General features: G+C 46.2%; 20 protein-coding genes. 15 read left to right on the top strand and 5 right to left on the bottom strand.

Going from position 1 to position 23,470, the window contains the following annotated elements; genetic code table 11:
• Position 1 precedes the first annotated feature (1 nt).
• From rimM to tsaB, 4 genes are read right to left on the bottom strand one after another with little or no spacing between them, the layout of a single operon-like run.
• A complete protein-coding gene (gene rimM / locus EHV08_RS05670; protein WP_126678454.1) occupies positions 2-523 on the bottom strand; it encodes a ribosome maturation factor RimM in 522 nt (173 codons plus the stop codon).
• 3 nt (positions 524-526) lie between these two features.
• Complete coding sequence (murA, locus tag EHV08_RS05665) at positions 527-1,873, bottom strand: UDP-N-acetylglucosamine 1-carboxyvinyltransferase (RefSeq protein ID WP_126678453.1); 1,347 nt, start codon at positions 1,871-1,873, stop codon at positions 527-529.
• 15 nt (positions 1,874-1,888) lie between these two features.
• On the bottom strand, positions 1,889-2,500 hold the full coding sequence (locus EHV08_RS05660; RefSeq protein WP_126678452.1) for a DUF4290 domain-containing protein: 612 nt from the start codon (positions 2,498-2,500) through the stop codon (positions 1,889-1,891).
• Positions 2,501-2,549: 49 nt separating this feature from the next.
• Positions 2,550-3,239, bottom strand: coding sequence for a tRNA (adenosine(37)-N6)-threonylcarbamoyltransferase complex dimerization subunit type 1 TsaB (gene tsaB, locus EHV08_RS05655; protein WP_126678451.1), 690 nt, complete (start codon positions 3,237-3,239; stop codon positions 2,550-2,552).
• Positions 3,240-3,329: 90 nt separating this feature from the next.
• On the opposite strand from tsaB, the gene EHV08_RS05650 reads away from it, so the two are divergent.
• A complete protein-coding gene (locus EHV08_RS05650; RefSeq protein ID WP_126678450.1) occupies positions 3,330-4,208 on the top strand; it encodes a YicC/YloC family endoribonuclease in 879 nt (292 codons plus the stop codon).
• Positions 4,209-4,288: 80 nt separating this feature from the next.
• Here EHV08_RS05650 and EHV08_RS05645 read toward each other — a convergent pair whose 3' ends face one another.
• A complete protein-coding gene (locus tag EHV08_RS05645) occupies positions 4,289-5,437 on the bottom strand; it encodes a hypothetical protein (RefSeq protein WP_126678449.1) in 1,149 nt (382 codons plus the stop codon).
• A gap of 203 nt (positions 5,438-5,640) precedes the next feature.
• On the opposite strand from EHV08_RS05645, the gene gmk reads away from it, so the two are divergent.
• From gmk to porU, 14 genes are all read left to right on the top strand, one after another.
• Entirely contained in the window at positions 5,641-6,216 is a 576-nt protein-coding gene (gene gmk / locus EHV08_RS05640; RefSeq protein WP_126678448.1) for a guanylate kinase, read from the top strand.
• Between the two features lie 2 nt (positions 6,217-6,218).
• Positions 6,219-6,851, top strand: a complete 633-nt coding sequence (nadD, locus tag EHV08_RS05635; RefSeq protein ID WP_126678447.1) for a nicotinate (nicotinamide) nucleotide adenylyltransferase — start codon at positions 6,219-6,221, stop codon at positions 6,849-6,851.
• Between the two features lie 115 nt (positions 6,852-6,966).
• Positions 6,967-7,695, top strand: a complete 729-nt coding sequence (locus tag EHV08_RS05630) for a hypothetical protein (RefSeq protein WP_126678446.1) — start codon at positions 6,967-6,969, stop codon at positions 7,693-7,695.
• A 312-nt stretch (positions 7,696-8,007) separates the two neighbouring features.
• The gene (locus tag EHV08_RS05625) at positions 8,008-9,084 is read left to right on the top strand and encodes a BspA family leucine-rich repeat surface protein (RefSeq protein WP_126678445.1); all 1,077 of its coding nucleotides are present in this window, start codon (positions 8,008-8,010) and stop codon (positions 9,082-9,084) included.
• Between the two features lie 117 nt (positions 9,085-9,201).
• On the top strand, positions 9,202-10,452 hold the full coding sequence (locus EHV08_RS05620) for a BspA family leucine-rich repeat surface protein (protein ID WP_158676055.1): 1,251 nt from the start codon (positions 9,202-9,204) through the stop codon (positions 10,450-10,452).
• Positions 10,453-10,828: 376 nt separating this feature from the next.
• Positions 10,829-11,041, top strand: a complete 213-nt coding sequence (locus tag EHV08_RS05615) for a hypothetical protein (protein WP_126678443.1) — start codon at positions 10,829-10,831, stop codon at positions 11,039-11,041.
• On the top strand, positions 11,034-12,452 hold the full coding sequence (locus EHV08_RS05610; RefSeq protein ID WP_158676054.1) for a BspA family leucine-rich repeat surface protein: 1,419 nt from the start codon (positions 11,034-11,036) through the stop codon (positions 12,450-12,452). Before EHV08_RS05615 ends, EHV08_RS05610 begins: the two co-directional genes overlap by 8 nt.
• Before the next feature lie 629 nt (positions 12,453-13,081).
• Complete coding sequence (locus EHV08_RS05605; protein ID WP_126678441.1) at positions 13,082-14,869, top strand: hypothetical protein; 1,788 nt, start codon at positions 13,082-13,084, stop codon at positions 14,867-14,869.
• A gap of 779 nt (positions 14,870-15,648) precedes the next feature.
• A complete protein-coding gene (gene rplM, locus EHV08_RS05600) occupies positions 15,649-16,110 on the top strand; it encodes a 50S ribosomal protein L13 (RefSeq protein ID WP_126678440.1) in 462 nt (153 codons plus the stop codon).
• A gap of 13 nt (positions 16,111-16,123) precedes the next feature.
• Entirely contained in the window at positions 16,124-16,510 is a 387-nt protein-coding gene (gene rpsI / locus EHV08_RS05595; protein WP_126678439.1) for a 30S ribosomal protein S9, read from the top strand.
• 249 nt (positions 16,511-16,759) lie between these two features.
• Positions 16,760-17,629, top strand: coding sequence for a 30S ribosomal protein S2 (rpsB, locus tag EHV08_RS05590; protein ID WP_126678438.1), 870 nt, complete (start codon positions 16,760-16,762; stop codon positions 17,627-17,629).
• A gap of 108 nt (positions 17,630-17,737) precedes the next feature.
• Positions 17,738-18,736: a translation elongation factor Ts gene (tsf, locus tag EHV08_RS05585; RefSeq protein ID WP_126678437.1), complete on the top strand. Its 999-nt coding sequence runs from the start codon at positions 17,738-17,740 to the stop codon at positions 18,734-18,736.
• A 498-nt stretch (positions 18,737-19,234) separates the two neighbouring features.
• Positions 19,235-19,852 (top strand): fumarylacetoacetate hydrolase family protein, encoded by a 618-nt coding sequence (locus tag EHV08_RS05580; protein ID WP_126678436.1) that lies wholly within the window; start codon positions 19,235-19,237, stop codon positions 19,850-19,852.
• A gap of 52 nt (positions 19,853-19,904) precedes the next feature.
• Positions 19,905-23,432: a type IX secretion system sortase PorU gene (gene porU, locus EHV08_RS05575; RefSeq protein WP_126679430.1), complete on the top strand. Its 3,528-nt coding sequence runs from the start codon at positions 19,905-19,907 to the stop codon at positions 23,430-23,432.
• Positions 23,433-23,470: the final 38 nt, after the last annotated feature.

The following is a 23,470-nucleotide window of genomic DNA, read 5'->3' as shown; positions in this document are numbered from 1 at the left end:
TCTATAAGTCAAGCAGACCCTCCGGCAGAGCCATTGTTATGGTGTGGTTGTCGGGGTCGATTTCCTTTATCAGTTCCGGCGATGCCGGTATCAGCATGTTGCTTCCTTCGCCGGTTGTCACCTCGAAGAGTGTATTCACCGTCGTATCGTCTATGCCACAGACGGTTCCTATCACCTTTTTATATATATAGTCCTTAATTTCAAATCCCACCAATTCGTTCAGTGAGAAATCGTCATCGCTGCTGTCGGAGAGATGTCTTGGGAAGAACACCTCGCAGTTTGTCAACCCTCGTGCCTGCTCCTGAGTGTCGATGTCGCAGAACTTCACTATTGCCGTTTCGTCCGAGCGGAAGCGGTATTCCTCGAAGAAGAACGGCACGAGTATGCCTTCTGTCTTCAGTATGATGTATTCTGCATCTACGCGATCGAACACATCATCGTTGAACATCATCGTCACCTCGCCCTTCACTCCGTGCGGTTTGCCGATTTTTCCTATTCGATATACCTCTTCTTCTCTTATCATCTCTTAGTTCTCCACTCGCGTTATTCGTGCTCCGAGAGCGTTGAGGCGCACCTCTATGTTCTCGTATCCGCGGTCTATCTGTCCGATGTTGTCTATTATACTGGTGCCTCCGGCCGTGAGAGCGGCTATAAGCAAAGCAATTCCTGCACGTATGTCAGGACTTGTCATTCGTCCTGCTCTCAACCGTTTCGTGCGGTCATGTCCCACTACCACGGCACGGTGTGGGTCGCAAAGTATTATCTGCGCTCCCATATCAATCAGTTTGTCCACGAAAAACAGTCGGCTCTCGAACATCTTTTGATGTATGAGCACCGAACCGCGTGCCTGAGTTGCCACAACGAGCAGCACCGAGATAAGGTCGGGAGTGAGTCCCGGCCACGGCGCGTCGGCAAGAGTCATTATCGAACCGTCGATAAACGAGTCCACCACATAATGTTCCTGTCGTGGTATAATGAGGTCATCGCCCTCAACGAGAATCTCCACTCCCAAACGACGGAAAGCATCCGGTATGATTCCGAGATTGCGCAGAGACACGTCTTTGATGCGTATGCCGTCACCAATCATCGCTGCCATTCCTATGAACGAGCCGACTTCAATCATGTCGGGCAGTATTCTGTGTTCCGCACCGCCGAGCGAATCCACGCCTTCTATTGTCAGAAGATTGCTTCCGATGCCTGAAATCCGTGCTCCCATGTTGTTGAGCATGGTGCATAGTTGCTGTATGTATGGCTCGCAAGCGGCATTGTAGATTGTTGTTGTGCCTTCGGCGAGTGTAGCGGCCATTATTATATTTGCCGTACCCGTCACGCTGGCCTCGTCAATCAACATGTATGTTCCGTGCAGAGAGTTGCACCGTTGTTTCTTGTTTCCATTGTCATCGGGCAATGCCTGTATCTCATAAACGTTCTGTTTGTCGTTGAATTCGAAGTGTGCACCGAGGTTTTTGAATCCGAGGAAGTGCGTGTCGAGTCTGCGACGACCTATCTTGTCGCCTCCGGGTTCTGCCACAACAGCCTTTCCGAAGCGTGACAGCAACGGTCCTATCATGAGCACCGACCCTCTCAGCGCAGCACATTTATGCACAAACACGTCACTGCCCAGAAAATCAAGGTTCAAATTTGCGGCACAGAAAGAGTAGTCACTCTCTCCCTGTTTCTCCACCTCTACTCCGATGTCGCGCAGCAGTTGAATGAGGTTGTTGACATCAAGAATGTTCGGCACGTTGCTGATTCTCACCGTCTCGACAGTCAGCAGTGATGCGCAAATCACCTGCAGAGCCTCGTTCTTTGCCCCCTGCGGTATGATGGTTCCGCTGAGCGTGTGGCCTCCTTCGATTATGAATGATTGCATGGTTTTCGGTTTTTGTTACTTCCTTTTTCTTTTCTTTGCCAGTTGTCCTTGTGGAATTTGCTTCGTAGGATAGGGAGTATTGAACTTGAATGTGGCGAGGTCAAGTTGTATCACGCCATCTGTGAAGCGTGCGAGATCGCTCGCAATCTTCTCATCGTCAATAGAGCCTTGACTCCATTGCATAAGATTTTGCTTCATTTGGTTTGCTGTGAGTCTTGTCAGTTCGTCCCGTTCTTTTCCCTCCGGCATGCTCTTCAGTTTGTCGAAAATCTCGAACATCATCTTCCCGTAGTGCCTTACCGGTATCTGTTCCATAGGATAAGGCATAGGTTCGGGCTTTGCGGCAATTTTTAGTGCCGAAGAAACGTCGAAAGGATAGTCGATGTCGAGTTTGAAGTCGCTCATAATAGCGAGGTGATCCCACAGTTTTCGTTCGTGGTCGATGCTCTCCCTGCTCTTCAATGTCATCTGTCCCATCACCTTTATAATGGCGTTGGCACAACGTTGGCGTTCCTGTTTTGTTTTCAGAGTCATGGCATGGTTCACCATATTCTGCACTTCGCGTCCATACTCCGGCATCACAAGTTTCTCGCGTTGCGTGTTATAGTCAAGTCCTTCAATGTTCATATACTAATTCTTAATTCCTTTTTTCTTTTTTATAAATTCTGTTCTCCTATCAGATTAGTTTCTTGGGCATCTTTGCCACAAAGTCCTTCAGATAGAATGGTACGTAGTAAGCCAGATCTTCATATTCCTCCTGTACCCATTTTCGTTCTGCAAGCGGGAACATATATTTTGCCAAAGGCTCTATTCCCTCTATCAGTCGGGCGTTGGGATGATTAATCGTTTCCATGCACTTTGCCGCTCCATTGCCGAAGAAATAAACCGGTCGGCGGTCGAGATATTCCCGATAGGTGTCGGCATCCACAACGTCGGCACGTGTCTCGCGTTGCTCTTTCAGTGCTCGGTTGTATATAGCGGAATATACTTCCATGCGGCGCGCGTCAATCATCGGACACAGCAGAGTATCCTCTTCTATCTCGTGATTCAGCAGAACCGGCACGCACATCACTTCAAGCGTTGGTACCGCGAGCAGTGGAACGTTTCTTCCGTAGCACACACCCTTTGCCATAGATACGCCTATGCGCAACCCTGTATATGAGCCCGGGCCGCAACTAACGGCTACTGCGCCAAGAGGAATGGCATGGTTGTCGGTGAACGACAGTGCCTCGTCAATATAAACGCCAAGACTCACGGCATGGTTGGGACCGCCATGGTCTTCCTGTTTGAAAATGCATTGCCCGTTCTCGCTCATGGCAACAGAACATACGTCAGTGCTTGTCTCAATACTTAAAATACACGCCATAATCCTATTGTGGTATTAATAATTTTGCAAATTTACTCATTTTCCAAGAAAAAATATTACTTTTGCAAAAAATTAACGCGAAAGAATGATATGATACAGTCAATGACAGGTTACGGCAAGGCCGTTGTTGCTTATAAGGATAAGAAGATTAATGTTGAGATAAAGTCACTGAACTCTAAGACTCTCGACCTCTCCACACGCATTGCACCCATATATCGGGAGAAAGAAATGGAGATGAGACAGGTGGTGGCGGCGGCACTCGTGCGTGGAAAGATTGACCTTAACGTGTGGGTGGAGAAAGAGGCCGGCATGGATGCCACACCGATAAATGCTGCTCTCGTGGGCAATTATTTCAGTCAGATAAAAGAAATTGCCGACAAGGTTGGTTTTCCTTTGTCGCCGGAGACATTGCTCCCCACATTGATGCGCCTGCCCGATGTGCTGGCCAAGATCGAGATAGAAACTCTCGGCGAGGAGGAGTGGGCGGCCGTTGAGAAAGCATTGACCGAGGCTCTAAATGCCATAATGGAGTTCCGCAGACAGGAAGGGGCTGCACTTCAGAAGAAATTCAGTGAGAAACTCGATAATATTGCAGCCTTGTTGGCAAGCATAGAGCCGTATGAAACATCAAGAGTGGAGAAAATACGCCAACGCATTGTTGAAGGACTGAAGGCTATTCCTGAAGTGGAATATGACAAGAACCGCCTGGAACAGGAACTCATTTACTACATCGAGAAACTCGACATCAGCGAAGAGAAGCAGCGTCTTACCAACCACTTGCGTTATTTCCGTGAGACAATGGAGCAGAGCGACTGCCAAGGTAAGAAACTCGGGTTCATTGCTCAGGAAATGGGACGTGAAATAAATACCACCGGTTCGAAGAGTAATCTTGCAGAGATGCAGAACATCGTGGTGCAGATGAAAGACGAACTGGAACAGATAAAGGAGCAGGTGCTCAACGCATTATAATCCTCTCATGCTTCAGTAAACTTACCGATACGGCGGCTTCACATTAATGAAGCCGCCGTATTCCGTATTTTTTACGCGTCTCATTGTTTCTTAGGGACGATGATAACCTTTTTTGCACAGTCCATTCCGTTGGCTCCGGGGAGATCCATGTGTTTGCCGTTTGTCCATAACACACCACCGAAGTCAATGTTACCGCAGGCATAAACGTTGCCTTCATCCACTACGATGGATGAAACGTAGCCAAGTCCTTTTCCTTGATCGATCTTCATTTCCTTGCCGTTTTTCCATATTCTGGCTAAACTTTCGGTCTCAATGTCCTTACCCTCAACACGCTTGTTTTCGCTTCCTCCAACATAAACGTCATTGCCATTGATGGCGATGCAGTGTGCTATTGGAAGATCTCCTCCCCTCACTAATGTTTCCACGGGTTTGCCGTTCTTCCAAAGCGTAAGGTCGCTGGTGTTCGGGGAGTCGGAGTTACATACCATTGTGGTATATATGTCGTTGCCTGAAACACCAATTGTCGTGAATCCATACATTGTCACTCTGCCACCGGGGGCGGTATATGTGGTCAGTTTTCCATTCTTCCATATTGCTCCCACTCCTTTCGTATTGTCGTCATTATATACTCTTCCGCAAGCATATACGTCACCATTGTGGGCAAAAGCACTGTGCAGGTCGCAGTTGGAATATCCTTCCATATCCAATGTTTTCTTTTTTCCGTTATTGTCCCACATAACGGGGATTGAGATAATGTATCTTTGGCTACCGGCCTTTTCGGTACAGCCAACGACAGCGACATCCCCTCCGATGTCAACCAGTTTAGGAGTGTTTACTTCCGAACCACCGTCAAGTTCCCTGAATCTGCCGTCTTTCCAAATAAAGAAAGTACTTTCATTTTTAAGTTTGTTGTAGGCCACTCCGAGATAAACGAGTTTCCCGTTTATGGCAACCATGTCCCATACCGTAAACATATCGTAGCCATCGGGTGTGCCAATCTCGTCAGAGATGTTTTTTGCGATGCCGTTTTTCCAATATACACTTTTATATATTCGTCCCTCAGGGAATTCGGCATTCTCGTCTATAAATGTGGTGTCTTGCACATATCCCAATACGTAGATGTCTTTACCTGCACCTTCATCTTTCCTGTTTTCCCCAACATTTGTCTTTGTCTTTGTCGTGCACGCCATGGCAATTATGGCAGTAAGGATAATAATAATTCTTTTCATAATCGTGTTGTTTTATTAAAGTGTCTTTTGCAAAGGTAGGTAAAAAAGATTTGGAATGCAAATTTTTAAGTTAAAAAAAATGAATGTCAAAGCACGCGAATTTAACGCAAATATCATTGCAGCATAGCGTATTAAACTTTCAGATAGGTGAAAAGTGGCCGAAAAGTTGTTGTCGTTCAACAGATTTTTCGTATCTTCGCGCCATGAAAGAGAGCAAACTTATAATTTTCTCGGCTCCCAGCGGCAGTGGCAAGAGCACCATAGTAAACTGGCTTATGACCGAGCATCCGGAACTGTCGTTGGCTTTCAGCATCTCTTGCACAAGTCGCAAGCCACGCGGAGCGGAGCAGCACGGCGTGGAGTATTTCTTCATTACGCCCGAAGAGTTCCGGCAACGTATTGCCGATGATGAGTTCCTTGAATACGAGGAAGTGTATGAAAACCGATTCTACGGCACGTTGAAATCGCAGGTGGAACGTCAGTCGGAGGCCGGACAGAATGTGGTGTTCGATGTTGATGTGAAAGGTGGTTGCGCCATAAAGCAATTCTACGGCTCGCGTGCGTTGGGCATATTCATACAACCGCCATCGATAGAAGTGCTTCGTGAGCGACTCGAACATCGCGCAACCGATTCTCAGGAGGTAATAGAACAGCGCCTGCAACGCGCCGAGTTCGAACTCTCCTTTGCCGATAAGTTTGACAGAACGGTGATAAACGATGATTTGGAGAAGGCAAAACACGAGACCTTGGCGATAGTACGTGAGTTCCTTAATATATAATAATGTGGAAAGAAACAGACCCTTCTATTAAAAATCTCTTTCCCGAAAGGAAAGGGTCGAAGACACTTTGTGGCATTTTCGGTGGCTCTTTCAATCCGATACACAATGGTCATGTGGCTCTTGCAAAGGAGATTTTGCGCAAGGTTGGGCTTGACGAGGTGTGGTTTCTGGTTTCCCCGCAGAATCCGTTGAAACCACAAGGAACGTTGCTCGATGATGACCTGAGACTCGAAATGGTACGGTTGGCTCTGTCCTACGAATCCCAACTTGTGGCAAGCGACTATGAGTTCGGACTCCCACGCCCGTCCTACACTTACGACACGCTGCGCCAACTCTCGGCCGACTATCCGCAGCACTGTTTCGTACTGCTGATAGGAGCTGACAACTGGCATCTCTTTGGCGAATGGCGAAACGGCTCGGAGATCCTCGCTAACTATCCCATCGTAATCTATCCCCGCGAGGGCTACGCCATCAATGCCTTGTCACTGCCACCCGCCGTCCGCCTCGTCGATACCCCTCTGTACAATATTAGCAGCACCGCCTTGCGCCGCATGATAGCCGAAGGCAAGGACATCAGCCGTCATGTTCCATCTCGAGTAGCGACATTCATTGTGCAAAATCATCTTTACAGATAACTCCTTTGGTCATGTCTGATAATGATACGAGCGATTTGGATTGCTCGTAGGTTACCAAATATTATGATGAACTTTTATCCCTAACTCGCGTAATCATAGCAAAGCAGTCATAAAAATGAAAAGAAAAATGGCGGAACAATTACAACGAGGCCTCCAAAATGAGGGCTTGCCAACCACCGAAATAAGTGAGTGCAATGAACAACATCTTGCTACGTGTTCGCGTGAAATAAGTTTTACGGCAACTGAGTCAAAACAGAATGGCAAGCAAGGAAAGAATACACGAGGCGGAAACAGGCGCAGAAGCAAATCACAAAGACCAAGACAGAGTTTGCCGGAACGCATACGCGAACAAGGATGTTGCTTGGTTTACGGCATTATTGGTTTATTAATTTTTCTTGGTTTGTTTTTTCTGTTAGGCGATACCTGTGAGGGTTATACGGGCATAATGCGCTTGTTGTGCATCGCGTTTGTAGTTGGTTTAACTGCTGTTGGTGGCTATAAAACCCTCTTTTCAAAGAAAGATAAATGGCACGAGCGCCTTTTGGGGGCAGTGTTTATGGTTGGGGGCGGTGTGTTTGTGTCGTTTATAGTTGGAATGGTGGCGATGGATCTCTTTGTTAATGACTTGTGTGTGTATCAAGGTGAGGTGAATGTTGAGACGCATAAGCCTAAATGGAAAGGGATTTTTGCCACGTATGAAATATCGTGGGAAGGCGACAACACCTATTGGTGGACAACACACAACATCAGTCACAGCACCATGAAACGGATGGTTTATCATAATCATGCTCGCGTAACGTATTGGAAATACACTGGCATAGTGAAGCAAGTGGAGCCGATTTAGGTAGCAGCAATATTTAAGACAATATTTGATAAAAACAGTTTTTTATCAAGTTCGGTATTAAAATTCATGATAAACTCGTTGGTAATACAGAAAAAATCCATAACTTTGTCCTCGGTAATTATAGTGAGTTATGTTTGTATTTTAGTGATTTACAATACTATATATATACAACAAATTCCGTAGGTTATCCAACTTTATTATGAGTTTTTATCCTGAACTCGCATTAAAATAAACTCGCACGCCCGAGCCCGATATGAGGCGTTCCTATCCCGACACACATGGGGTGGGACAGCAGGAGGGTATCAAATACTTATGAAAAAGATACGAACATTGTTTTTACACACACTCCTCACCGCAATTGTGGCGACAGTGATGCTTGCCCTGCCGCAACACGCGCAGGCTCAGACTAAGGAGGCATACGTTGTAAAAAGTGCCGACGGCAAGACTCTTACCTTCTATTACGACACACTGAAGGCTTCGCGTCAAGGCATAGTGTGGGGCATCGACAGTATGCAGACAGATAAAAACGGCACCTTTCCGATTTGGGCAGGCACTTTTGCGAATCCTGACTATACTCTCGATAAGGTGGATTTCGACCTTTCTTTCAAAGACTTCCGCCCCAAGACCACATCCGGTTGGTTTTTTAATTGCAATGCCTTGAAACAAATCGTGGGTATGGAGAACTTAAACACCTCGGAAGTAACCGATATGAGTGGGATGTTCTGCGGTAGTTCATCCCTGACCGAACTCGATTTAACCAACTTCGATACAAGTAACGTAACCGATATGCGCTGTATGTTCTTAGGCTGTTCATCTCTGCCCGTGCTCGATGTTACCAAGTTTGACACAAGTAACGTAACCAACATGGTTGGTATGTTCAAAAACTGCTCATCGCTGACCGAACTCGACATAACCAAGTTCGACACAAGTAACGTTACGGATATGACCTGGATGTTCTCCGGTTGCTCATCGTTGCCCATGCTCGATGTTACCAAATTCGACACAAGCAACGTAACCAACATGGTTGATATGTTCAAAAACTGCTCATCGCTGCTCGTGCTCGATGTTACCAAGTTTGACACAAGTAACGTAACCAATATGTTTGGCATGTTCTTCGACTGCTCATCGCTACCCGTACTCGATGTTACCAATTTCGACACAAGAATGGTAACTAACATGTTCGGCATGTTCGGTGGCTGCTCGGCTCTGACCGAACTCGACTTGACGAGTTTCGACACAAGCAACGTAACCGACATGCACTACATGTTCTTCGGCTGTTCATCGCTGACCGAACTCGATTTAACCAACTTCAACACAAGTAAAGTAACCGACATGAGCGACATGTTCTACGGTTGCTCATCCCTGACCAAAATCTACAGTAACGAATAACATATAGGCAAACTTAAGGAAAAACTTATGCACATAATAAATCCAAACGCCCGAGCCCTCTATGGGGCGTTCCCACTCCCCACACGGCGGTGGGACAGCAGGGGGCATCAAATGCTTATGAATAAGAGACGAACTTCAATTTTACGCACTCTCCTTACCACCATTGTGACGACAGTGATGCTTGCCATGCCGCAGCACGCACAGGCGCAGAGCAAGGAGGCATACGTTGTAAAAAGTGCCGACGGCAAGACTCTTACTTTCTATTACGACACACTGAAGGCTTCGCGTCAAGGCACTGTGTGGGGCATTGACAGTGTGCAGACAGTTAAAAACGGCACCTTTCCGATTTGGGCAGGCACTTTTGAGAATCCGGACTCAACGCTCGCGAAGGTAGTTTTCGACCTTTCTTTCAAATATTTCCGACCCAAGACCACATCCTGTTGGTTTTTTAATTGCAATGCCTTGAAACAAATCATGGGTATGGAGAATCTCAATACCTCGGAAGTAACCGATATGAATAGGATGTTCAGAATGTGCTCCTCGCTGACCGAACTCGATTTGAGAAGTTTCGATACAAGGAACGTAACCAATATGAGGGAGATGTTCGCCGACTGTTTGTCTTTGACCAAGTTAGACTTAACAAAGTTCGACACAAGTAACGTAACCGATATGAGCGAGATGTTCATCTGTTGCTTGGATCTGCCAAGTCTTGATTTGAGGAGTTTCGACACAAGTAACGTAACCACCATGAGCGGTATGTTCTCCTATTGCAAATCCCTGGCCGAACTCGACTTAGGCAAGTTCGATACAAGGAATGTAATCAAAATGGATGAAATGTTCTCCAACTGCAATTTGCTGACCGAACTCGACTTGAGGAGTTTCGACACAAGGAACGTAACAAAGATGAATGGTATGTTCTTCGGATGCTTGGCTCTTACCCGACTCGACTTAACTCGGTTTGACACAAGGAACGTAACCAACATGAGTCACATGTTCTTCTACTGCTTGGCTCTGCCTGTGCTTGATGTAACAAAGTTCGACACAAGGAACGTAACCGACATGTTCTGCATGTTCGGTAGTTGCATGTCTCTGACCCATCTCGACGTAAGCAAGTTCGACACAAGGAACGTAACCAGAATGGATGAAATGTTCTCCAGTTGCTCTTCCCTGACCGAACTCGACCTAAGGAGTTTCGACACAAGGAACGTAACCAATATAGAGGGCATGTTTTCCGCCTGCTTGTCACTGACCAAAATCTACAGCAAAGACGAGCGTATAGGCAAAGTAAAGAAAAAGTTCAAGCAAATGAGAGGGAAGCCGGTCACAACTCCAGAGGAACTGCGAACATACTTACGAAACAACTACTGACTTTCTTTCTAAACAAATGCAATCATGCTTCCTAAGGAACGACTGAAGAACTTCCTAAGCAGTATTGAAACCTAATTGGTTAACGCGGCAAAAGCCGCATAAGTATAACCTTAAAAAATATATATTATGTTAATATACAATGCCCGATTGAGGATAATGCACGATGAATAGCAGGGTAGGGGGTGCTTCCTGACATATTTTATTTGCATAGTATATTTTTTCGAAATAGTTTTTAACTTTCAGGAAAAACATTTATCTTTGCGAATGCTTTATCTTTACTATACGATAAAGGATATAAGAATGAAAAAGGTATATAAGATACTCCAACCGAGGTTACTACTTATACCGCCATGGCTTTCAAGGAATAGCGTCGGGCATGGAGAACCTCAATACCTTGGAAGTAACCGTCATGGCCTGGATGTTCTTCGTCTGCTTCTCCCTGACAACAATCTATAGCAACGGCGAGCGTATAAACAAACTCAAGAAAAAAGGTACAAATAATCAACCCAAACGCCCGAGCCCTCTATGGGGCGTTCCCATTCCCCACACGGCAGTGGGACTGCGGGGGGCATCAAATGCTTATGAATAAGAGACGAACTTCAATTTTACGCACTCTCCTCACCACCATTGTGGCGACAGTGATGCTTGCCCTGCCGCAGCACGCGCAGGCTCAAACTAAGGAGGCATACGCTGTGAAAAGCACCGACGGCAAGACTCTTAACTTCTATTACGACACACTGAAGGCTTCGCGTCAAGGTACTGTGTGGGGCATTGACAGTGTGCATACAGATAAAAGTGACTCCTTCCCGGGTTGGGCTGGAACTCGGACGACTTATGACTATACACTCGAAAAGGTGGAATTCGACAGTTCGTTCAAGGACTTCCGCCCCAAGACAACATCTTATTGGTTCTTTAATCGTAAAGCTTTGAGAGAAATCACTGGCATAGAGAACCTCAACACCTCGGAAGTAACCGACATGCAACGTATGTTCTTCGGCTGCTCATTGCTGAACGAACTCGACTTAACCCGATTCGACACCAGAAACGTAACAGACATGAGTTGGATGTTCCAAGACTGCTCATTGCTGGCCAAACTCGACTTAACTTGGTTCGACACAAGCAACGTGACCAACATGGGTTGGATGTTCAAAGGCTGCTCATACTTGAAAGAACTTGACTTAACCCGATTCGACACAAGTAACGTTACCAACATGACTGGGATGTTCTTCGGCTGCTCATCTCTGACCAAACTTGATTTAACCCGTTTCGACACAAGTAACGTGACCTGCATGAACTTTATGTTCTACTTATGCTCATCGCTGCACAGTCTCGACTTAACTCGGTTCGACACAAGTAACGTAACCGGCATGCGTGATATGTTCTCCGACTGCTCATCGCTGACTGAACTCGACTTAACCCGGTTCGATACAAGGAATGTAACCGACATGGGGTGGATGTTCAGAGGCTGCTCATCTCTGACCGGTCTTGACTTAACCCGATTCGACACAGGGAATGTGACCAACATGAGTAGTATGTTTTCCGGTTGCATGTCTCTGCCCCGTCTCGACTTAACCCGATTCGATACAAGGAACGTAACCGATATGAAATTGATGTTCTTGAGTTGCTCATCGCTGACCGAACTCGACTTAACCCGGTTCGACACAAGAAACGTAACCAACATGGAGGGAATGTTTACCTGTTGCTCGTCTCTGACCAAGTTAGACGTAAGCAAGTTCGATACAAGGAACGTGACCAACATGACCTGCATGTTTGCCGAGTGCTCTGCTCTGACCGAACTCGACTTGAGGAGTTTCGATACAAGTAACGTAACCGACATGGAGGGCATGTTCTTCGCCTGCCAGTCACTGACCAAAATCTACAGCAAAGACGAGCGTATAGGCAAACTAAAGAAAAAGTTTAAGCAAACGAGAGGGGAACTGATTCTACCTCCGAAGGCATTGCAAACATACTTCCGAGAAATCTACGAACGTGATTTCTAAGCAACTGCAAACATACTTCTTAAGCAGTCTTTAAGCCCAATCGGTTCGTTAGACTGCTACTTCTTTATCTCCTATTGCTTCTGTGGCTTCTTGGCATATTTTATTTGCATAGTATATTTTTTCTGAAATAGTTTTTAACTTTCAGGAAAAACATTTACCTTTGCGAATGTTTTTATCTTTACTTTACGATAAAGAATATAAGAATGAAAAAGGTATATAATAAGACACTTCAACCGAGATTCGTGCTTATACCGCCATGGCTTTCAAGGCATAGCGTCGGGCAGACGCTACACATAATTTCCTTGCCTGTCTTCTTGCAGTACCGACTGTTTAAAAAGTCCGTTGTAAGGAGTTTGCCGGAGACTAAAAACGATTAAACAACTTCTCCCTATTTCTTTCCGGAGGGAGGGAAGAGGAGTTACGAATGAAGAAAAACCGCCAGTTGCAACTTTTTTTATTTGGCATATACTATGAAATTATTGCAGTTGACATTAACTCTGATTTCACAATTACAATCTTCTCTGAGAGATTAAGGAGAAATATGAAAAACATCTATAAACAATTTAAAGCCACTTCTTGTCCCGCTCCTCCTCCCCTCAGAAGGAAGTAGAGATAGGAGATTTTACCTTATGAGAAAAATTTTTCTAATTGCCATTGCAGCACTTTCTGCAAATGTACAAGCAATCTATTCACAGGAAACCGGAACCATAGCACCTAAACCGGCATATACTTGTGATTTTGAGAACACGGCAACAACTGATTTTACCGACCAAGTCATCACCATCAATGGCAAGCGTTGGCGATTTCATAATGCTCGTATTACCGACTCGTCTATAAATGGTATCCCACAGGGAAAGCGTGCAGCCGAAATCCTTTCAGGTACAAAAGACGGTGAGCCGGCTTGTATCGAACTCCTCGACACTATCCGTGGCGGTTCTCTCGCGTTCTGCTTTGGCCACTCAGGAATGGACCGTACCATAAGTCGCAGCAGCGAAGCATGGTTTATCGAGGTTACCAACGACGACGGAGAGCATTGGATGTCGAAACCACTAATATTCGATGATACCGACGTAACACCTATGTCGTCTTTCGACTCGCCTTATTACGGAGAATCTTTCCGCTTCAGAATCCGCTTTACAGACAAACGTGGGTATGGCAGCAACTGGCGTATATTGATAGACAATATCTTTGTAACGCAAGGAGAAAACATTGAAGTGCCTTGGTACATACAGCCGGGACGCATCTTCGATGGCTTCGAAACCTCTCAAGACAGCATCTCTTTCACTCCGTTGATGAGCGGCTCGACATTCTTCTTCGGCGAAAAGGGAAGCCCATACGCCGATACTTATATACAAACACGTGTCGATGAGAATGAGCCGGCCAACTATTACATCATGCCGGAGGGGATTAAGTTTGTGGCAAAAAACCTAACCGAAGGCAAACATAGTTTCAATGTGAAGTTTATGCGTTCTGCCGACGACCAGCCTTGGGACGGACCTCTGCAAACAAACTTCGATTTCTATGTGCGTCCGGTCAGCGGTACGATTAAAGGCATAGCAGCATTACGAAATGCAGAAGTTGGTAAGTTCTATGACTTGGTGCCAAATGGTAACGATAGCATCTTCGTAAACTGGATAAAGAAGACGCGTGCACAGAAGTGGCTCTTTGACGGCAAGTCAGGAATTTTGGTAGATGATCCGAACTATCTCGACTTCTCTCCAACACTGTCACCAAACGACCAGATTGTGAAAAAGATGCGCGGTCAACTTCTCATGCTCGATAATAACCTTGTATTCCGTCTCGACAGCAAACCCGAAATAGAAGATGTACCTAACTCTAACTTCCATTTCCGCAACTATGTTTGCGATAACCTGAGCATCATTACAGGCAAACCTGATAATTATATAGCCTATCCGCTCGCGCTTACAGGTGTGAAACTCGTTCAGACATTCAACGAAATAGACCATGCTCCTAATGGGCGAATCGAGATAGAAGACTCTAAAGGTAATAGGCTGATACTTCAAAACATCTACCCGGACAACTTCAAAACCTCTCAATTCCTTGAGGCCGGTACAAACCACTTCATTATATTTGGTATGGTAGGTAGGTCGTATATCGATGGTAAGATTTGTTTCTACCCACTTGCCGCGTTGCCTGACCATGACGCAGATGCTGCAGGTATTACTAAAACCACATCGGGTACTCCGTCATTGTCGGTAAATCATGCTTCCGGCAATCTCTCAATGCAAAGTTCTGCTGCTTGTACAGTAGATATTACCGACCTCAATGGTAGTTTGGTTGCTCGTTTGGAACTTGCGGCAAACAACGCAACAACAGTTTCGCTCGGTCGCGGTCTCTTCATGGCCACTGCCCGTTTTGCTGATGGTAGCAAATCTACCGTGAAGTTTGTAAACTAACTTGCTTCTTCTTTTTAACCCGAATTGGTCAAGGGCTCTAATTACCGATTGGGGGTTAACATAGATAACCTATTCGGAATTGCACACTAAAGCCTTAATGCAGAGACTTTGGTGTGCAATTACTTTTTCATTATACTGATGAGATAAGTCTTGATGAATTTCTTATAATAATATAGCGAACTCTTTTTGAATGATATTATCCCGAACTCACGTATTATCTGCAAAGCAAATTGGGCGATTTTGCAAAACAAATTGGGCGAAATTGTTTTGCAAAATCGCCCAATTTGGTCGGCAATTTCGCCCAAATTGCTTTGCCGAGAAATATAATCCAAAAGCAAATAGAGGGGAAAGTGGGAGAAATTTTGGTTTTTATCATAGAAAACGTGTGATTATTTCTTTTTTTATCATCGAAAAAATGTGTTTTGGCAGGAATGCAATCAATATCAATTCACACACTTCGTTGTCAAGGAAAGATATTTTTGGCGGCGATAGTGTTAAATAAATAAAAAAGAGAGTGTTCGTTTCTGTTACGCGCATTATTATCGGAATAAAAGAATTAACTTTGCACTCACAAATTTTCGAGGGGCCTTAGAACCCCCAGAGCCGTTGTGTAAATAGCAGTCACCTCGTTTAGTGCGTATGGTCATTGCGGTTTGTGAATCGGCGGTTCACTGGCAGGCGGAGAGTCTGCTCGCTCCCAGGTGCGTGAAGCCAGGCGCAATCGGATGGCGACATATCCGGCAAATTATAAAACGTTTTAAGTAATATTTTCAAATTACATGAACACTTTAAGTTACAAGACTATTTCCGTTAATAGGGAAACAGCGCAGAAAGAGTGGGTTGTTGTCGATGCCACCGATCAGGTAGTTGGCCGTCTCTGCTCTAAGGTAGCGAAGTTGATTCGCGGTAAGTACAAGCCATCTTTCACTCCTCATGTTGATTGTGGCGACAATGTTATTATCATCAATGCCGAGAAGGTAATCTTCACCGGTAAGAAAGAAACCGACAAGTTGTACACTCGCTATACGGGTTACCCCGGTGGCCAGCGTTTCAACACCCCCGCACAGTTGCGTCTTCGCAAGGACGGTGTTGATCGTATTCTCCGCCATGCAGTGAAAGGTATGCTTCCGAAGGGCCGTCTGGGTCGTGCTTTGCTCGACAATCTCTATGTTTATGAGGGAACAGAGCATCCACACGAGGCACAGAAGCCAAAGGCAATTGATATTAATCAGTACAAATAAAGAATAAGGAAAAATGGAAGTAATTAATGCAATAGGTCGCCGTAAGAGTGCTGTGGCACGTGTTTATGTTAGCGAAGGAACAGGCAAAATCACGATAAACAAGAAAGATATCGATACATATTTCCCCTCTGCAATACTTCAGTACGTGGTTAGGCAGCCGCTGAACCTCCTCGACGTGGCAGAGAAATATGACATCAAGGTAAACCTCGACGGTGGCGGTTTCACAGGTCAGAGTCAGGCTCTGCGCCTTGCCATCGCACGTGCGCTGGTGAAGATTAACGCCGACGATAAGAAGGCACTGAAAGATCAGGGATTCCTCACACGCGACAGCCGTGCTGTTGAGCGTAAGAAGCCGGGTCAGCCAAAGGCTCGTCGTCGCTTCCAGTTCAGCAAGCGTTAAACCTCTTTCTTGGCGAGAGTGTGCTCGCGTATTTTCGGGCTATCTGTTCTGTGTGGCATCTATGTGTCTTATGGGCAGTTCGGAAGTCGTGGAGAAGCACACTGTATGCTCGCCGAGGATAAAAGTTGCTGAATGTTTAGTATCTAAACTTGCGAGACTTGGGACTGCTTTCCCGATTACTCGCAGGTTGGTTCTAATCGAAATACAGAATTCAAAAGAAAGTAAACAACAAACAAAATTTAAGCAAAAATGGCAAGAACAAACTTTGAACAACTGCTTGAGGCAGGTTGCCACTTCGGGCACCTCAAGCGTAAATGGAATCCGGCAATGGCTCCTTACATTTTCATGGAGCGTAACGGTATTCATATCATAGACCTGAACAAGACAGTAGTGATGATTGACGAGGCTGCCGATGCACTGCGTCAACTTGCAAAGTCAGGAAAGAAAATCCTCTTCGTGGCTACCAAGAAGCAGGCAAAAGACATCGTGGCAGACAAGGCTTCGGGCGTTAATATGCCTTATGTCATCGAGCGTTGGCCGGGCGGTATGCTCACCAACTTCCCCACAATCCGCAAGGCTGTGAAGAAGATGGCCACAATCGACAAGATGATCAACGACGGAACATTCTCAAACCTCTCAAAGCGTGAGATGCTGCAGGTGACCCGTCAGCGTGCGAAACTTGAGAAGAACCTCGGTTCTATCGCCGACCTCACACGTCTGCCTTCTGCACTTTTCGTTATCGACGTAATGAAAGAGCACATCGCAGTGAGCGAGGCTGTGCGTCTGGGTATCCCTGTGTTCGCAATCGTTGACACCAACAGCAACCCGAAAGACATCGACTTTATCATCCCGGCAAACGACGATGCCAAGGACTCTATCGAGGTTATTCTCAGTGCTTGCTGCGAAGCAATCAATGAAGGTCTCTCAGAGCGTAAGGCAGAGCGTGCAGACGAAAAGGCTGCAAAGGAGCAGGAAGAGGTGGCAGAGGATGCAAAACCACGTCGTCAGCGTCGTCAGCGCAAGGAAGAGAAGGTAGAGGAAGCCGCTAAAGAGGCACCGGTAGCAGAGGAAACTCCTGCTGCAGAGGCTGCAGTTGAAGAGGCTCCCGCAGCAGAATAAGTCACGGCTTACAAGGCTGTTCGCCCTTAATCCTCATTGGTTTGGCACAGACCGAACCGATGAGGGAATATTTAAAATCAAATATTTAACATTTAACGTATATAAGAAATGGCTATTTCAATAGACGATATAAAGAAACTCCGCACCATGACCGGAGCCGGTCTGGCTGACGTGAAGAAAGCGCTGACCGAGGCCGAAGGCGACTTCGACAAGGCAAAGGAACTGCTCCGCGAGCGTGGATTGGCTATCGCTGCAAAGCGTAGCGACCGCGAAACCTCTAACGGTTGTGTGCTCGTGAAGAGTGTTGATGGCTTCGCTGCCACAATAGCACTCAAGTGTGAGACCGACTTCGTGGCTAATGGTGCCGACTTCATCGCCCTCACACAGTCAATCCTCGATGCTGCAATCGCAGCAAAGGCCAAGACCCTTGACGAGGTTAAGGAACTGGCACTCGCTGACGGACAGAAGGTACAGGAGGCTGTGACACAGCGTTCGGGTATCACCGGCGAGAAAATGGAACTCGACGGCTACCTCATCATTGAGGGAGAGAACGTGGAGGTTTACGACCACATGGGCAAGCACACTCTTTGCACAATGGTACAGACCAACAAGACTGCAGTTGAAGCAGGTCACAAGGTTGCAATGCAGGTTGCAGCAATGAAGCCGGTGGCTCTCGACGAGGCAAGCGTTCCACAGAGCATTATCGACGAAGAGTATAAGGTTGCAGTGCAGAAGACCAAGGAAGAGCAGATTGAAAAGGCTGTTGTTGCTGCCATCAAGAAGGCCGGCATCAACCCGAACCTCGTGGATAGCGCAGACCATATCGAGTCTAACATCGCTAAGGGCTGGCTCACTCGCGAAGAGGCTGACAAGGCTACAGAAATCCGCGAGAAGACTGCTGCCGAGAAAGCGGCTAACCTCCCGGAGCAGATGGTAGAGAACATCGCTAAAGGTCGCGTTGCAAAATTCCTGAAAGAGAACTGTCTTGTTGACCAAGAGTTCCAGTTCGGAGACGGTGACAAGGCTACTGTTTCACAGTGGCTCGCTGCTCAGGACAAGGAATTGAAGATTGTTGACTTCAAGCGTTTCACTCTCGTTGCAGACTGATAACAAGGCGTAATGCCGTGACACGAGGTAGTGAGGGGAGACCGAAAGGCAAATGTCCCTATCATGAATCTGTGTCGTAAATAAAAATATCAAAAACCATATCCTGTTTCGTCAAGAAGCATGGATATGGTTTTTGTCGTTTATGGGAATTATCTTAATCCGCGTCACAGGCGGATTGGTGCGTTTGTAGAAAATGAATATAATTGTGTTTAATCCCAATCGGGCATTAGGACGCTAATTTCCGATTTGTGTTAAAATTTCCATTTAAGTGCAGGTTTTAATGTTTTGTTTCGTAACTTTGCATTATAAGGGGCGGTTATTTCTGCTTTTTTTACCCGAATTGGTCATTATAGCCTGCACAGGTTTTGTTTGATTGTAGGTCAGGAAGCGCGATAATTAATATGATATGGGGAAATAGCAGTATGATTACAGATAAGGGTTTAAGTTCTGATAAATTCTCCCGACCCTCACAGTATAACAAGAAGAAAACTCAAAGGAATGAAGATTTTTGCAGTCGGAATGAACTACGCGCAGCACAATAAAGAACTCGATGGCGCGTTATATATACCAGAAGAGCCGGTGATTTTCACCAAGGCAGATTCGGCATTACTGAAAGACGGTAAGCCGTTTTTCGTCCCCGACCACCTCGGACGCGTGGATTACGAAACAGAGTTGGTGGTGCGGATATGTCGATTGGGCAAGGGTATTCCCGAGCGCTTTGCTCATCGATATTACGATGCGGTGACGGTGGGTATTGATTTTACTGCCCGCGACCTTCAACAACGCCTGCGCAAGGCCGGTATGCCGTGGGAACTGTGCAAGGGATTCGACGGTTCTGCAGCGATAGGAGAGTGGATAGAGAAGGAGAAATTCCTTGATGTCCAAGCATTGCATTTCCATCTTGACATAAACGGTAAGACCGTTCAGGAGGGTTGCACGAGCGATATGTTTTTCAAGATAGACCGTTTGGTGAGTTACATCAGTGAGTTCTTCACGCTGAAAACAGGCGATATGATATATACCGGCACGCCTGCCGGAGTAGGAGCGGTGAGCATCGACGATCATCTCATAGGCTATCTCGAAGACAGAAAGGTGCTGGAGTTTAATGTAAAGTAAAAAAACAGGATATATGGACAAAAGAAATATTCCTTTATATATAAGAAGTGGAATGGCGAGTGTCGTGCTTATGCTCGTCATGCTGGTGTCGCACCTGCCGGCATCGGCACAGACGCGCTTCTTCAATCTTACTGCCGACGAGGTAAAGATAGACTCCTTGCTTCCGTATTTCGGGTATAGCAAAAGTTTGGATGACAACCATGCCGACTCCGTATATAGTGTGGAAATTGTATATCCTGAGTTCTTCGACATGTCGCCGGCCGACATCGAAGCCTATAAACTGATTTCCGACGAACTGCCTCCGGCTATGCCGAAAGTGGAGACGAGTATGACTATGGAGCGCAAGAAGGGATTCCTGAAAGTGGGTTTCATGCCGATAGTCTATCGTGACGGAAAATTCCGGAAACTCGTTAGTTTCATGCTTCGCATAACGTCGAAGCCGATTCCGGAAAATATGCATCGTAACATGGTAAAGAGCAATGTGCCAAAGACAGAACGATATGCCGAAAACTCGGTGCTTTCAAAAGGTCGATGGGCAAAGATAAGGGTAAAGGAGAGTGGCGTGCACCAACTAACGGAGTCGGTGATAAAGCGTGCCGGATTCTCTAATATTGACAAGGTAAAGATATACGGATATGGCGGTGCGCTGCAGAATGAGAAACTCGTGGGCGACGAACTCGTGGCTCTCGACGACCTGAAAGAAGTCCCGACCTGCAATGTCAACGGTCGCCGACTGTTCTATGCACAAGGTTCTGTGAGTTGGGACGAGAAGCATAATCGCGTGCGCAATCCTTATTCTGACTATGGTTATTACTTCATAACGCAGTCTGACGATACTCCGCTGACTGTCTCGGAAGAAGAATTCATAAAGGAGAACTATCCCAAGGGTAAGGATTACAACACTCTTCACGAGATAGATAACTACGCGTGGTATCACGGAGGGCGCAACCTGTTTGAAAACTCACCGATAAGAGAAGGCGAGGAAAAGACATACACCATTTCCCGAAAGGGCAAGTCGGAAAAAGGAATGGTGACCGTTGCCGTCTCTGCGAAAATAAATTCGCTGATTGATATAGATGTCAACGGAACTATTGTGAGTAATTTAAAGGTGAAATTGAAGAACTATGACGTTGCCAATTCCAAAGATACCATATTCTATGTAAACAATCTGCGGGACGAGAACAGAGTGAAGATTATTGTGAAAAGTGGAGGACCGGCGCGTCTTGATTATATCGCAGTGCACACGGACGACCCCGCACCTGCTCCCGAACTTGCCACTGCTACGTTCCCGCAGGCGGAATATGTGTATAACATAACAAAACAAAACCTGCATGCCGACCGCAATATCAATATGGTCATAATAGTGCCGGCATCGGGAAAATTGACGGCTCAGGCAGAACGACTTGCCAAATTCCATGAAGAATACGACAAAATGAAGGTTAAGGTGGTGCCCGCAGACGAACTGTATAACGAGTTCTCATCAGGCACTCCGGATGCCAATGCCTATCGCAGATATATGAAAATGCTGTATGACAGGGCGGAGAATGAGGCCGATATGCCACGCTATTTGTTGCTCTTCGGAGACTGTGCGTGGGACAACCGAATGAAAATAACCGAGTTCAAGTCGTTCTCTGTTGATGATTTCCTGCTCTGTTACGAGAGTGAGAACTCGTTCAGTCATACTTATTGTTACATAGACGACGGATTCTTCTGTCTGCTTGACGACGGCGAGGGGGCGAGAATTTTGGACAATGACATGCACGACATCGCAGTGGGACGCATTCCTGCACGTACTGAAAGCGAAGCGAAGACAGTGGTTGACAAGACCATCAACTATATCAAGAATGCCAATGCCGGAGCATGGCAGAATGAGATTATGTTCATGGGAGACGATGGCGACTACAACGTTCACATGGAAGACGCGGATTATGCGGCAAAACTCGGAGAGAAACTACAGCCCGGAATGGTGGTGCGCAGGGTGATGTGGGATTCATATACGCGACAGAGCAACTCCACGGGAGTATCATTCCCCGGTGCCACTGCCGACATATTGCAGCAGGAAAAACGTGGCGCATTAATCATGGATTACAGCGGACACGGTAGCGCAAGACAACTTAGTCATGAGGGAGTGGTGAGACTTAAGGATTTTAAGGATGCCGACAGTCCGAACCTTCCGCTTTGGATTACTGCCTCGTGTGATATAGCTCCATTCGACGGAGTGGAAGAAAATATCGGTGAAGCGTCGATATTCAACCGCAATGGTGGTGGCGTTGCCTTCTACGGAACCACCCGAACGGTGTTTATTCACAGCAACAAGGTGATAAATCTTGCATTTCTTAAATATGCACTCGGATATAAGGACGGTAAACCTAACACCCTCGGCGAGGCGCAAATGATGGCTAAGAACGAATTGATAAGAAACGGTTCGGACAGAAGTGCCAACAAGTTGCAATACTCATTGCTTGGCGACCCGGCTCTCGCTTTGAAACTTCCAACACTCAAGGCAGTGGTGGATAAAATAAACGATGTGGATGTTTCAAATGGTGTTATGCCGGAACTGAAAGCGGGAAGTGTGGCAAAGGTGGAAGGACATATTGAGCGTGCAGGAGTGGAATATGCCGGATTCAACGGACAGGTGACTGCGACCGTGCGTGACAGTAAGGCTCTCGTGGTGTGCAATACAAAAGATGCCAAAACAGGAAAATCATTCCAGTTCTATGACCGGAAGAAGACTTTGTTCAACGGTTCGGACAATGTTGCCAACGGTAAGTTTGCTTTCTCGTTTGCCGTCCCAATGGATATAAACTACACCGGCGGACAGGGACTGATGAATATCTATGCCATAAACAATGAAAAAACAGAGATTGCAAACGGCAGTACGGAGTTGTTCACGCTCGGAGGAACCGAGAATGTGGGCAACGACTCAATCGGCCCGTCTATCTACTGCTATCTCAATTCGCCCTCGTTCACCAATGGCGGCAATGTTAATCAGACTCCGTATTTCGTGGCACAGATAACCGATAAGGACGGAATAAACACCACCGGCAACGGCATTGGCCACGACCTTGAACTCGTTATAGACGGAGAAATGTCGCTGACATTCAATCTTAATGATAACTTCAAATATGATTTCGGGTCATACACATCGGGAAAAACCTATTTCTCGCTGCCCGAACTTTCTGAAGGACAGCATAAACTGAAGTTCCGTGCATGGGATATTCTGAACAATTCGTCCACTGCCGAACTATCATTCAATGTGGTGCGCGGTCTCGAACCGACACTCTACGATATAAGTTGCACAAACAACCCTGCCTCAACTACCACGACATTCATTGTAAACCATGACTACATGGGCAACAAACTTGATGTCGATATAGACATTTTCGATGTCAGTGGTCGTCATCTTTGGACGCACAGCGACACCGGAGTGCCAACATCGGGCACATATACTATGGAGTGGAACCTCACGGTAGAAGGCGGTCAGCGTTTGAAAACGGGAGTATATCTGTACCGTGTGCGTATCAGTGCCGATGGAAGCAGCAAGGTTTCAAAAGCAAAGAAACTTGTGATAATACAATAAAAAACCGATTAAAGAGTTATAATAAATGATGCGCAAGG

It is taken from the genome of Prevotella koreensis (assembly GCF_003977605.1).
Taxonomy (GTDB): Bacteria; Bacteroidota; Bacteroidia; order Bacteroidales; family Bacteroidaceae; genus Prevotella; species Prevotella koreensis.
The sequence above is the reverse complement of the archived record's forward strand: the minus strand, read 5'-3'. Positions and strand labels throughout refer to the sequence as shown.